The sequence below is a fragment of the Acidocella sp. genome, assembly GCF_013044125.1.
GTDB lineage: Bacteria > Pseudomonadota > Alphaproteobacteria > Acetobacterales > Acetobacteraceae > Acidocella.
On sequence record NZ_JABEVC010000053.1, the window covers coordinates 1 to 13,097 of the forward strand.

Annotated in this window: 12 protein-coding genes; 2 read left to right on the forward strand and 10 right to left on the reverse strand. The window is 64.9% G+C overall.

Annotation, left to right across the window (positions count from 1 at the left end; genetic code table 11):
* Positions 1-16 precede the first annotated feature (16 nt).
* Genes HKL97_RS02960 through HKL97_RS02985 form a run of 6 tightly spaced genes read right to left on the reverse strand, consistent with a single transcriptional unit; the run spans position 17 to position 5,185 of the window.
* On the reverse strand, positions 17-361 hold the full coding sequence (locus HKL97_RS02960; protein ID WP_291422616.1) for an SMP-30/gluconolactonase/LRE family protein: 345 nt from the start codon (positions 359-361) through the stop codon (positions 17-19).
* Positions 358-1,134, reverse strand: coding sequence for an NAD(P)-dependent oxidoreductase (locus HKL97_RS02965; protein ID WP_291422617.1), 777 nt, complete (start codon positions 1,132-1,134; stop codon positions 358-360). Before HKL97_RS02965 ends, HKL97_RS02960 begins: the two co-directional genes overlap by 4 nt.
* Entirely contained in the window at positions 1,134-1,973 is an 840-nt protein-coding gene (locus HKL97_RS02970; RefSeq protein WP_291422618.1) for an ABC transporter permease, read from the reverse strand. Before HKL97_RS02970 ends, HKL97_RS02965 begins: the two co-directional genes overlap by 1 nt.
* 4 nt (positions 1,974-1,977) lie before the next feature.
* Positions 1,978-2,901: an ABC transporter permease gene (locus HKL97_RS02975; protein ID WP_291422619.1), complete on the reverse strand. Its 924-nt coding sequence runs from the start codon at positions 2,899-2,901 to the stop codon at positions 1,978-1,980.
* Positions 2,898-3,965, reverse strand: a complete 1,068-nt coding sequence (locus HKL97_RS02980) for an ABC transporter ATP-binding protein (protein ID WP_291422620.1) — start codon at positions 3,963-3,965, stop codon at positions 2,898-2,900. The genes HKL97_RS02975 and HKL97_RS02980 overlap by 4 nt, the downstream gene beginning before the upstream one ends.
* 26 nt (positions 3,966-3,991) lie before the next feature.
* A complete protein-coding gene (locus HKL97_RS02985) occupies positions 3,992-5,185 on the reverse strand; it encodes an extracellular solute-binding protein (protein WP_291422621.1) in 1,194 nt (397 codons plus the stop codon).
* A gap of 430 nt (positions 5,186-5,615) precedes the next feature.
* Between HKL97_RS02985 and HKL97_RS02990 the strand changes: the two genes are divergently transcribed.
* A complete protein-coding gene (locus HKL97_RS02990; protein WP_291422622.1) occupies positions 5,616-6,848 on the forward strand; it encodes a carbohydrate porin in 1,233 nt (410 codons plus the stop codon).
* Positions 6,849-6,897: 49 nt separating this feature from the next.
* Positions 6,898-7,611 carry a ribonuclease activity regulator RraA gene (locus tag HKL97_RS02995; RefSeq protein ID WP_291422623.1) on the forward strand — a complete coding sequence of 238 codons (714 nt, stop codon included), beginning with the start codon at positions 6,898-6,900 and terminating at the stop codon, positions 7,609-7,611.
* Between the two features lie 60 nt (positions 7,612-7,671).
* On the opposite strand, the gene araD is transcribed toward HKL97_RS02995, so the two are convergent.
* From araD to HKL97_RS03015, 4 genes are read right to left on the reverse strand one after another with little or no spacing between them, the layout of a single operon-like run.
* Entirely contained in the window at positions 7,672-9,432 is a 1,761-nt protein-coding gene (gene araD, locus HKL97_RS03000; RefSeq protein WP_291422624.1) for an L-arabinonate dehydratase, read from the reverse strand.
* Positions 9,433-9,456: 24 nt separating this feature from the next.
* Positions 9,457-10,413 carry a D-glycerate dehydrogenase gene (locus HKL97_RS03005; RefSeq protein ID WP_291422625.1) on the reverse strand — a complete coding sequence of 319 codons (957 nt, stop codon included), beginning with the start codon at positions 10,411-10,413 and terminating at the stop codon, positions 9,457-9,459.
* The gene (locus HKL97_RS03010; protein WP_408820632.1) at positions 10,410-11,963 is read right to left on the reverse strand and encodes an aldehyde dehydrogenase (NADP(+)); all 1,554 of its coding nucleotides are present in this window, start codon (positions 11,961-11,963) and stop codon (positions 10,410-10,412) included. Before HKL97_RS03010 ends, HKL97_RS03005 begins: the two co-directional genes overlap by 4 nt.
* An 11-nt stretch (positions 11,964-11,974) precedes the next feature.
* A complete protein-coding gene (locus tag HKL97_RS03015) occupies positions 11,975-12,901 on the reverse strand; it encodes a dihydrodipicolinate synthase family protein (RefSeq protein ID WP_291422627.1) in 927 nt (308 codons plus the stop codon).
* Between the last annotated feature and the right edge of the window lie 196 nt (positions 12,902-13,097).

Consider the following 13,097-nt stretch of genomic DNA (forward strand, 5'->3'; position numbering starts at 1 on the left):
CTGTTACGGAGACCACCTAGAAGGCGCCATCCGGCCCCACTTTGCCGTCGTTCAGGCGCAGCTCGGGGTCGGGCGGCAGCACCTGGGCCAAAGTTTCATAAACGCCGGTGGCGCGCGCAAACAGCCCAACCTCGTGGCGGCGCGCCACCACCAGCCGCCCATCCACCGCCAGGCCGATGCTGCCCACCGGCCCCTCCAGCCGCCAGAGGCGCCGCGCGCCGGTGGCGGGGGTGAGTTCGTGAATTTCCCCCATGGGAATATCCACCCAAAGCAGCGCCTGGCGCGCGGCGTCCCACAGCGGCGATTCACCCACCGCGCAGCCCGTATCGGCCAGCGCGGCGAAGGCGCCGGTCAGGCTCATTGCACGTCCGCCGTGGCGAAGCTCCCGCCCTGGCAGAGCCAGCCGGGATCTGGCCGGGCGAGAATGGCGGCGGCATAATCCTCGGCGTTCTGGCGCGGCTGGTAGCCAAGAGCGGCGGCCTGCGCATTATCCCACCAGCTGCGCGTATTGGCCGAGACGCCCCAGACGGTGAGAAAGCCGATATCGGGCACGCTCAGCGCCTGCCAGACCAGCGCCTCCATATCCTCATGGCCGAGCCACGTGCTCAAATGGCGCGGCTCGGCGGGCGCCGCCAGCGCGCTGCCGATGCGCAGCGCCACCGTCTCGATGCCGAATTTGTCCCAGTAGAGCCGCCCCATCGCCTCGCCCCAGACCTTGCTGAGCCCGTAATTGCCATCCGGGCGCGGCGGGTCGGAGAGCTGCAGGCGCTGGCCAATGGGGTACATCCCGATGGTATGGTTGGATGAGGCGAACACCACCCGGCGCACCTTGTGCCGCCGCGCGCCCTCATAAACCTGTTGCAGCGCCACCAGATTATTCTGGATGATCTCGGCCAGCGGGCGCTCCACCGAGCTGCCGGCAAGATGCAGCACCATATCGGCACCCTCCAGCGCGGCGTCGGCCGCGGCGGGGTCGCGCAGGTCTCCCGCCAGCACGCGCTCCGCCGGACTAACCGGCACGGGCGGACGAATGCCCGTTGAGGTAAGCGCCACGCCGCGCGCCAGCAGGCGCGGGCGCAGCACCTGCGCCAGCGCGCCGTTGGCCCCGGTGAGGGCCAGCTTGAGCGCGGGCATCAGTGCGCCGTCCGCTTGGCGCGGCCCACAATCTGCGTAGGGTCGACAAAGCGCAGCGCGATGACCAGGCAGATCAGGCTCGTCGCCATATAAATCACGGCCATCGCGTCAATTGACTGATTGGCCCGCATCCCGGCTGCGAAGACCGAGTAATACAGCTCGACCACCAGCGTCTGGCTACCCGGCCCGGCGGTGAGGAAGGTGAGCTCGAACATACCGATGGTGCGCACCAGCACCAGCAGCAGCGCGGCCAATATGCCCGGCACCAGCAGCGGCACCATGACGGTGCGCAGCAGGGCCCCGGTGCCCGCGCCAAAGACGCGCGCCGCCGCCTCCACCCTGGGGTCGATCTGCTCGATGAAAGGCACCAGGATAAAAATCACGAAAGGCACGCTCGGCATCAGGTTCGCCAGGATAACACCGGTGAGCGTGCCGCCCAGGCCGAACTTGTAGAGCACCGAGGCCAGGGGGATGCCGTAGGTGAAGGGCGGAATGATGAGCGGCAGCACGAAGATCAGCATCACAAAGCGCTTGCCCGGAAAATCGCGCCGCGCCAGCGCATAGGCCGCGGGTACGCCTAGCAGCGCCGAGCCCAGCAGCACCGCGCCCGCCACCTCGAAGGTGACCAGCAGCACCCCGCCAAGCTGGAACGAGCTCCAGGCCTGGCTGTACCAGCTGGTGGTGAAGCCGCCAGGCAGCCAGGAATTGAACCAGGAGGTGCCAAAGGAATCCACCACCACGGCGGCGATGATGCCCACGAGGTTGATGATGAAGAAGCCGATGAAAACCCAGATCGCCAGGCGCCACAGCCGGGCACCCATTTCGTTGTTGAATGTCATGGTCTTACCCTTTTCCGCCGGCCACCGGGCCGCGATAGAGAAGCGAACTTGCCTTCATCACCAGCATCACCACGATGATCTGCACCGCGCCCATGATGATGGCGACCGCCGAACCCATTGAATAATCATATTCCTCATAAGCGGCATGAAAGGCTGCAATGGCGATGACGCGCGTGGGGCCGGAGGGCGCGCCCAGCAGCACCGCGGAGGGAAACACCGCGAAAGCCTGCACAAAAGCGAGACAGAAGGTGATGGCAAGCCCCGCCCCCAGCAACGGCAGGATGATATGGCGGAAGCGCGCGAACGGCCCCGCCCCCAGCATCGCCGCCGCACTCTCCAGCGATGGGTCGATCCCCGTGACATAAGAGAGCACCAGCATGAAGCAGAATGGAAACCCGCCGACGATCTGCGAGAGGAACACGCCGGTGAAATCATGCACCAGGCGCACCGGCTCGTGGATGATCCCCAGCAGCATCAACACCCGGTTGAACCAGCCGAGCGGGCCGAGATAGTTCAGCATGCCCTGCGCGGTGAGCACCGTGCCCAGCGTGACCGGGATGATGAGTATGGTGGTGAGTATGCGCTGATAGCGCATATGGCGCACCCGCAGGGCAATGGGCACTGAGATGAGCAGGTTCACCAAGGTAACCGGAATCGCCAGCTTCAGCGTCGTGAAGATCGTATCGTATTTGTAGGCATCGCTGAAGAAATTGATGTAGTTGGCAAGCGCGCCGCCGCCGTTCATCGGGTGGAGCGAGAGCCACAGCCCATAGATCGCCGGGTAGACGAACAGCGCCATCACGAACAGCAGGGCCGGCAGCAGCAGCAGCGTGGTAACATCAAAGCCCCGCCGCGCCAGCCGTTGGGAGAGGCGCGCGCGCTCGGGCGCCGCCGGGGTCAGGGCCATGCCTTGCATCGCCGCGCTCACGCCGCACCGCCGGCATAAACCAGCACGCGCTCCGCCGGCGCGCCAAGGCGCAGCGCCTCGCCAGGACGCACCGCGATATCGGAGCGGAACCACAGCTCCAGCCCCTCCGGCGTGCGCGCCAGGCCGTAGAAATCCCGGCCGCGATATTCAGCGGACACCACCGAGGCGGCAATCGGCCCGCTGTCACTGGGTGTCAGGTCTTCCGGGCGCATCGCCGCAATCACATCGCGCCCCGGCGTGGCCTCTATGGCGCAACCCGCGATCTCGGCGCCACCCACGCGCATGCGCAGTCTGGCGCCATCATGGCTCTGCGCCTGCGCCTTGAGGATGTTGCGATAGCCCATGAACTCGGCGACATCAGCGTGGGCGGGGCGGGCGTAAAGCTCGTGGGGCGTGCCGACCTGGCGCATCTCGCCCTCGCGCAGCACCACGATACGATCCGCCAGCGAGAGCGCCTCGTCCTGGTCATGCGTCACATAAATCGTGGAACAACCTATCATGTTATGAATTCGCCGGATCTCTGCGCGCATCTCCAAACGCAATTTGGCGTCCAAATTGGAGAGCGGCTCATCCATCAGCACCAGCGGGGGCTCCACCACAATCGCGCGCGCAATCGCCACGCGCTGCTGCTGCCCGCCCGAGATCTGGCCCGGCAGTTTATCCGCCTGCTTGGTGAGGCGCACCAAGGCCAGCGCCTCTTCCACCTTGGCGTCGATCACCTCGCGCGGAAGTTTCTGCATGCGCAGGCCAAAGCCGATGTTCTTGCGCAGGCTCATATGCGGAAACAACGCGTAGTTCTGAAACACCATCCCAAACCCTCGCTCCTCGGGCTTGAGATGGTCGATGCGTGTCTCATCAAGCCAGATGCTGCCGCCGGTCAGCGGCAGCAACCCGGCCAGACAGTTCAAGGCCGTTGATTTGCCGCAGCCCGAAGGCCCGAGCAGCGCGATGAACTCGCCGCGCCGGACGGTGAGAGAAATATCCTTGAGCGCGTTCATGCCGCCAAAGTCGCGGCGCATGCCCTCAAGCCTGAGCTCCCGGAAATTTTTTGCGGAAATTGTCATTGGTCTTGAACTCCTCTTGGTTTTTCTCAGGCGGTAATCACGCCGATCTGCTGATCCCAGCGGCCCAGCGCATAGACCAGATCATCAGCGGAAAGCGGCATATAGGTCGGCGCGGTGGCAATCATCTCATCGTACCACGGGCGGCCGAATTTCTGGATGACCTGCTGGCTGGAGGCCGGGGCCATTGAGAGGGGAACATTCTTCACCGCCGGGCCGGGGTAGAAATAACCCGCGTCATAGGTCACCGCCTGCTGCGCCGGGGCCAGCATGAAATTCATCAGATCCAGCAAAACAGCAAGTTTTTCAGGCTTCACCCCCTTGGGGATCGCCATGTACTGCGCATCGCAGACGATGATCTGGTTGTCGAACTTGGTCACCTGCACGGAGGCGGGAACAACGCCCAGCGCGCGCGGGTTGATATCCCAGCCGGTCTGCGTCGGGGTCATCGCGCGCAGGCCCGAGCCGAGCTCCTGCATCACCGCGCCCGTGCCCGATGGGTAATACTCAATCGTCTTGCCCAGCTGCGCCAGGTAGCTCCAGGTCTTATCCCAGCCGTGGCGCGGGTCACGCGGGTTGGAATCCCCCAACAGATAGGGCAGCCCCATCAGGAAAATCCGCGCCGGGCCGGAATTCGCCGGGCGGGCATAAATCAACTTCTTCGGATTCGCCTGCGCCCAGGCCAGCAGCCCCTCAACCGTGGTCGGCGGAGTCGCCACCATGGCGGGGTTGTATTCCAGCAACGGGCCAGCCGGGCAGAACACCACCTCCAACGCCTGATTCTCGGCAAACCCCTGCATCCTGAGCGCGTTCGGCTGGTAGATGCTGGCCGGGTCAGGCAGGCTGGCGGCATAATTGGGCAGCAAGGGCTGCCAGATTTTTTGCTTGATGCCAGCCGAAAGCGCGTCGATGCCGGTCAGCACCATGTCGATATCCAGCCGCCCGGCGGACTGCTCGGCCTTCAGCTTGCCCGGCAACTCAGGCGCCGGCGCCGCGCTGTAAACAATTTTGGAGACCAGATGCGGCTTCTGCGCGAGATAGGCATCAAACGCCGGGCGGGTGAGCGCCAGCGTTCCCGCCACGTCAACAATGCTGAGGCTCACCGGCGAGGTGGGCAGCGCCGGAGTCGCGGCGCGCGCAATGCCGCCCATCTCCGCCAAACCCACTGCCGCTCCCGCCGCCGCAACGCCACCCAGCACGCTCCTGCGTGTAATTCTTTCCATTGTCATTTCCGTTCGTTTCCCGTTGTACCCGCTATCCAGGGCAATTCTCGTTTCTACGCCGGCACCGCGCCTCGCGCCGTGGCCACGGCGCATATGACAACGATCGCACCAATATGTCAATTGTTTTTACGACTTTTAGAAAATTCACCAAAATAGCCCAGACAACATTACAACTACACAAAAAATACCAGCAATTCATCGCGTTCAGCAAAAAAACGCCCAGAAATCGCATTGATTTGTAATTTAGTTATAATTTTATTTGACAATTTAAGCGTTGATTTGTACGCAAGCCGCGGCGAATAAACGACCGCCGCACCAAAACAAACCAGGGAGCAACCCAATGGGTACGCAAAATTCATCTTATAAATTTACATATAAGTTTACATCAATCCGCCGCCACGCACTGGCTTCGGTGGCCTGCACCGCGCTCATGGCATCGGCTGCGCATGCGCAGTCGCTGCAAACCTGGCTGAACCAGAAAACCATGACCGGCAACTGGAACGGCGCGCGCACCAAGCTTGAGGGCATCGGCATCGACCTGCACGGCGGACATGTTGGCGAATTCGCCGATGTGATGTCAGGCGGCAAGCGCCAGGGCAACGGCTATGCCCAGCAGCTTTATTACGGCATGACCATCGACCTCGGTAAGCTGGCCGGGCTGAACGGCACGGTGTTGAATCTCAGCTTCAACACCCGCGAGGGCCGCAACGCCTCAGCTGATTTCATCGGCAACAAGCTGGCGGTGCAGGAGGTCTACGGCGCGGGTGAAACCACACGCCTGACCGAACTCAGCATCGAGCAGGCGTTGTTTGACAAGATGCTGATGGTCAAGCTCGGCCTCTATCCCATGGGCAACGATTTCGGCTCCACCCCCATCGGCTGCGATTTCCAGAACGTCGGCTTCTGCGCGCATCCGCAAAATCTGCCTAACTCCTCCGGCTGGGCCGATAACCCCACCGGCCATTGGGGCGCGCGCGTGAAGCTCAATGTCACCCCCGCACTTTATGGCGAGGTTGGCGTGTATGACGTGAACCCAACCTACGGCAGCCCCGGCAACGGGCTGAAGATCAGCACCTCCGGTTCCACCGGGGCGCTCATCCCCGCTGAAATCGGCTACACCACCGCCTTCGGCGCGGCGGAACTGCCGGGCCATTACAAGGTTGGCGTGTATTATGACACCTCCAAGGTGGCCGACGCGGTGACGCCAAACCAGCTCGATAAGGGCCGTTACGGCGCTTATATCCTGGCGGACCAGATGCTCTTCAGCTTCGATGGCACAGCCAAGCGCGGGCTGGTGGGTTTCGCGCAATACTCCGTCTCGGATGCGCGCACCGCCGTGTTCGCCAACACAATCGCCGCCGGGCTGGTGGCGCTCGGGCCGTTCGACTCGCGCCCGCATGATTACCTGAACGCCGCCTACGTCCGCGCCGGGATCAATCATCGCAACATCGCGGCCAGGCAGGCCGCCCTCGCCGCCCAGAACATCACCACTCCCTCGCTCTCCGAGGGAGAAGGGCTGGTCGAAGTCGGCTACGGCCTCGCCGCAACCCCGTGGTTGCTGATCCATCCCAACGTGCAATATGTCATCAATCCGGGTACATTCTCCTACAAGCACATCCCGAATGCCTGGGTGTTCGGGTTCGAGACAAAAGTGACCTTCTAGACGCAGACCGCCGGGCGCCCCGCGCGTCCGGCATTTTCAGGGGAATTAAATGCTTAAGCCAGAAACACGCGAAAAACTCACCCGCATCAGCACAGCGACACTCGCCACCGCGCTCTTCAAGCGCGGATTGCGCCAGCAGTTCATCCAAGGGGCATTGCCGCTCAGCCCGCCCGCGCAAAGCATGGTCGGCGAGGCGTTCACCCTGCGCTACATCCCCGCGCGCGAGGATCTCAACCCTGTCTCCGCCTTTCGCGATCGCGGCCATAAGCAGCGCGTCGCGGTGGAGACCTGCCCGCCCGGATCAATTCTGGTGATCGACAGCCGCAAGGACGCGCGCGCCGCCTCCGCGGGCGGCATCCTCATAACCCGGCTTATGCGCCGCGGCGTGGCCGGCATTGTCACCGACGGCGGTTTTCGCGACAGCGCCGAAATCGCGGGCCTCGGCTTCCCCGCCTATCATGTGCGCCCCAGCGCGCCCACCAACCTCACTCACCACCACGCCATCGCCATCAACGAGCCAATCGGCTGCGGCGACGCCCCGGTTTTCCCGGGCGATGTCCTGGTGGGCGATGCCGATGGCGTCATGGTGATCCCCGCGCATCTGGCCGACGAAATCGCCGATGAAGCAACGGAGATGACCCTGTTTGAGGATTTCGTCACCGCCCAGGTGCAGGCCGGCGCCACGATCCTCGGCCTCTACCCCCCAACCGACCCGGAGACCGAGATCAAATTCGCCGCCTGGCGCAGCGCCCGCCAGGGCTGAAAAACCGCCCAGCCCCGCAAATGCAAACGCCGCCCCTCCAGGCGGCGTTTTTGTTTCCCCTCAGTAGATCGAGGGTTCAGGCACCGGCGCGCCGAAATCCGTGCGCAGGAAATCGAAGTCACAACCCTCATCAGCCTGCTGGATGTGCTTGGTGAACACCCAGCCGTAGCCACGCTCATAATGCGTCTCCGGCTTGGCCCAGGCGGCGCGGCGCGCGGCCAGCTCGGCCTCGGGCACCTCCATGTTGATGCTGCGCGCATCCACATCGATGCTCACGATATCGCCCGTGCGCAGCAGCGCCAACGGTCCGCCGATGAAGCTCTCAGGCGCCACATGCAGCACGCAGGCGCCGTAGCTCGTGCCGCTCATGCGCGCATCGGAAATCCGCAGCATATCCCTGTGGCCTTCCTTGAGCAGCTTCTTCGGCATCGGCAGCATGCCCCATTCGGGCATCCCCGGCCCGCCCTGCGGCCCGGCGTTGCGCAACACCAGCACATGATCGGCGGTGATGTCCCAGCTCTCATCATCCACCGCCTTCTTCAGGCTCGGGTAATCATCGAACACCATGGCCGGGCCGGAATGTTTCAGGAATTTCTGGTCCATCGCCGCGGGCTTTATCACGCAGCCCTGCGGGGAGAGATTGCCGGTGAGCACCGCGAGCGAGCCTTCGCCATAAATCGGCTTGTCGAGCGTGCGGATCACGTCTTCATTATAGACTTCCGCGCCTTCGATATTTTCACCCAGGGTCCGCCCGCTGATGGTCATGCAGCCCAGATGCAGATGTTCGCGCATCCGGTTCATCAACGCCAAAATCCCGCCGGCGTAGAAGAAATCTTCCATCAGATACGTATCGCCCGTGGGGCGGACATTGCAGATCACCGGCACCTTGCGCGAGAACCGCTCGAAATCGGCGAGGCCGATAGCATGTCCGGCGCGGCGCGCCATCGCGATGAGATGAATGATCGCATTGGTCGAGCAGCCCATCGCCATCGCCACCGCAATGGCGTTTTCATAGGCTTCGAAGGTCTGGATCTTCCGGGGCGTAAGATCTTCCCACACCGCCTCCACGATGCGCCTGCCAGACTCCGAGGCGAGCCGGATATGCCCGGCATCCGCCGCCAGCATCGAGGAGCCGCCGGGCAACACCATACCCACCGCCTCGGCGATGGCGGTCATCGTGCTGGCCGTGCCCATGGTCATGCAGGTGCCATAGGAGCGGGCGATGCCGCCCTCCACGCCGAGCCAGTCCTTCTCAGTGATCTTGCCAGCCCGCAGCTCATCCCAGTATTTCCAGCTGTCGCTGCCCGAGCCAAGGGTTTTGCCATGCCAGTTGCCGCGCAGCATCGGCCCGGCGGGCACGAAGATGGCGGGGATGTTCATGCTTGTCGCCGCCAGCAGCAAAGCGGGGGTGGTTTTGTCGCAGCCGCCCATCAGCACCACGCCATCCACCGGATGCGCGCGCAACAGCTCCTCCGCCTCCATCGCCAGCATGTTGCGGTAGAGCATCGAGGTCGGCTTCAGGTAGCTCTCCGAGAGCGAGAGCGCGGGCAGCTCAACCGGAAAGCCCCCCGCCATCAGCACACCGCGCTTCACATCCTCTACCCGCGTTTTGAAATGCGCATGGCAAGGCTGGAGATCGGACCAGGTGTTGAGAATGGCGATCACCGGGCGGCCTGCCCATTCCTCGGGGGCGTAGCCCATCTGCATCGCGCGCGAGCGGTGGCCGAAGGAGCGCAGATCCGCCGGGCCGAACCAACGCGCCGAGCGCAGCTCCTCTGGCTTCTTGCGCGCCCCAGCGGGGGCGGAGCGTTCATCTGTCATGGCAATCCTTCCTTCTTTGCTTCGTTAATATAACGGGTCGAGCGGCGGCAGCCCGGCACATACGGCGGCGATATTATCCAGCGCGCGCATGCCCATGGCCGTGCGCGTCTCCAGCGTGGCGCTGCCCATATGGGGGGTCAGGAACACATTGGGCAAGCCGCGCAAACGCAAATCGTAATCGGGCTCCTGCGCGAACACATCCAGCCCGGCGGCAAACAACTGCCCGGAGCCAAGCGCCGCGATCAGCGCCGCTTCATCCACCAGCGCGCCGCGCGCGGTATTCACCAGCACGGCGCCGCGCGGCAGCAGGGCCAGAACCTTGGCGCCGACGATGCCGCGCGTGTCCTCGCCACCCGGCGCGTGCAGGCTGAGAATATCGCACTGCGGCGCCATCGCCTCCAGCGTGGCGAAATATTCCGCCCCCTGCGCCAGCTCCAGCGCCAGCGGGGTGCGGTTGTGGTAGAGCACTTGCATGCCAAAACCGCGCGCGCGCCGCGCCACCGCTTGGCCGATGCGCCCCATGCCCAAAATCCCCAGCCGCTTGCCGCTCACACGCACGCCCAGCATCTCATCCATGCCAAAACGCCGCCGCCAGCCCGCCTGCATGATCCGCGCATATTCCGCCCCGCGCCTGCATGCGTTCAACATCAGCATGAAGGCGAAGTCAGCCGTGCAATCGGTCACCGCATCGGGCGTGTTGGTGACGATAAGCCCCCGCGCCCTGGCCGCCGCGATGTCGATATTATCAATCCCGGCGGCGCAATTGGCGGCAATGCGCAGGCTCGCGGGCAAAGCGCTGATCAACCCCGCATCCAGCCGCAGCCGCCCGCTCACCAGCAGCGCCGCCGCGCGGAGCTCAACCGCTGCCGCCAGCGCTTCCTGCGGCGTCATGTCCTCGCCGCACAGCGCCTCAAACTCTACGGCGGCGCGGGCGGCCACCGCCTCTGGCAAGCGGCGCGTGACCACCAGGCGCGGTTTCATCCCCGCATCACCCCATCCACCAGGCGCGGCAGGCCCAGCGGGTTTGCATCCGCCAGCTCCGGCGGCAACAGCGCCGCGGGAATATCCTGGTAGCAGACCGGGCGGAGAAACCGCTCAATCGCCTTGCTGCCAACCGAGGTTGTGCGGCTGTCCGATGTCGCGGGGAACGGCCCGCCGTGCACCATCGCGTGGCACACCTCCACCCCGGTCGGCCAGGCATTGGCGAGAATCCGCCCGGCTTTGCGCTCCAGCAGCGGCAGCAGCGCGCGGGCGGCCTCATAATCGGGCTCGTCCATATGCAACGTCACGGTCAACTGCCCCTCCAGCCCGGCCAGCACCTCACGCAGTTGCGCAACGTCGCGGCAAACCACCAGCAGCCCGGCGGCGCCAAAAATCTCCTCTGCCAGCGCGGCTTCGGCCATAAACACCCCGGCATCGGCGGCAAACAGCGCGCCCCCCGCCCCGTGCGCCAGCACCCGCACGCCCGCATGCCCAAGGCGCGCGGCCATATGAGTCTCATAGGCGTTACGAATGCCAGCGCTCAGCATGGTCTGCGCCGGGGCGGCATCCAGCGCCGCCGCGGCGGCGGCAATGAAGGCGTCCAGCCCAGCCCCCTGCACCGCCAGCAGCAGCCCGGGATTGGTGCAGAACTGCCCCGCCCCCAGCGTGAGCGAGGCCGCAAAGCCCGCCCCCAGCGCCGCGCCGCGCGCCGCCAGCGCCCCCGGCATCAATAACACAGGGTTGATGCTGCTCATCTCGGCATAAACCGGAATCGGCTCCGCCCGCCGCGCGGCGATGCCCGCCAGCGCCAGCCCTCCGGCGCGCGAGCCGGTAAAGCCCACGGCCTTGATCCGCGCATCCGCCACCAGCGCCGCGCCCAGCGCATTACCCGCGCCAAACAGCAGCGAGAAGACGCCAACAGGCAAGCCGCACGCCGCCACCGCGGCCGCCACCGCCTGTCCCACCAGCGCGGAGGTTTGCGGATGCGCGGGATGCGCCTTCACCACCACCGGGCAGCCAGCCGCCAGGGCGGAGGCCGTGTCTCCGCCCGCGACCGAGAAGGCGAGCGGGAAATTGCTGGCCCCGAACACCGCCACCGGCCCGAGCGCAATATTGCGCAGCCGCAAATCAGCCCGCGGCAACGGCGCGCGGGTGGGTTGCGCGGGGTCTATCCGCGCATCGGCAAAGCGCCCTGCGCGCAACACGGCGGCAAACAGCTTCAACTGCCCGCAGGTGCGCCCGCGCTCCCCCTCGATGCGCCCGCGCGGCAGGCCGGATTCGGCGCAGGCAGCCTCAACCAGCGCATCCCCCAGCGCCATGATTTCGGCTGCGATGGTCTCGAGAAACACCGCGCGAACCTGTGGCGCAGTCTCGCGATAGGTATCAAAAGCCGCCTCCGCCCAGGCGCAGGCCTGCGCCACATCCCCGGCATCAGCCTCACCAAAACCCGGCAGAAGCGCCGCCGCCGTGGCCGCCGCGACGCCATGGAAGGCAACCACCCCGGTTTTCACCCCGCCGCCGCCCAGCAGCCGCAGCCCCTCATACTGCATCACCGCGTCCATCACGCCGCCTCCGGCTTGGGCATCAATTTCCATTCCGCCAGGCGCAGGCGCAATTCCGCATCCTGGCGCGCCGTCAACGGCCAGGCGCCCGGCGGGCGCACCGCGCCGCAATCATTGCCCATCAGCGCCAGCGCCGCCTTCACCACGGAAACATTGGTCCCGTTGCCTTCTTCCGCGCGCAACGCCTCAAAACTTTCCATCACCGCGATCAACGCGCGCGCCCTGGCGTAATCGCCCGCCTCCAGAGCCTCATGGATGGCCATGGAATGTTTCGGCCAGACATTGATCAGCCCGGAGGTGAAGCCGCGCGCGCCCACCGCATAAAACGCGGGCGCCCAGGTCTCCGCCAGCCCGCCGACCCACACAATCCCCGGATCAGCCCTGCGCATCGCCTCAGCCAGCCGCAGCGGCGCCGGCGTTGCCCATTTCACGCCCACAACCTCGGGAATCCGGCACAGCGCCTCGATAGCGTCCAGCCCGATGCCGTCATTGCGCAGATAGATCACCACCGGCAGCCCCGCCCCGGCATCGGCGATGCGGCGAACATATTCCACCACCCCGCGCGGCGCCACGAACGGGTCGGGCGGCTGATGCACCATCAGCGCCGCGGCCCCGGCGGCGCGCGAGGCCTTCACCAGCGCCAGCGCATCGCCCACCGCGCGCCCGATACCCGCCAGCAGCGGCACCCGCCCCGCGATCATCTCGCCCGCGGTATGCACGGCCCGCTCGGCCTCCAGCGTCGTCAGGCCATAAAATTCGCCGGTATTGCCGTTGGCGGTGAGGATATGCACCCCCGCCGCAACCGCCCGCTCAACCACCGGCCTCAGCCGGGCCGGGGCAAATTGGTCATCCTGGTCAAACGGCGCGACCAGAATGCCGGAAATCCCGGTCAGACATGCACGGAACTGCGCGGCGGTGAAACTCATGGGATCATCTCCTCCTCTAACCTTTTTAGCTCAAAATTTGTTATATAAATTCCACCATACAGAATCTGATGGTAAGTATACCGCAGCCTCCATAAACTATCCGTCACGGATTAGGCAAGAAATTTATCAACTTGTATTACAAATTTATGGTTGACAATTTTTGTCTTGCCATCCCCCGCCCCCCCCCGGCTATAAC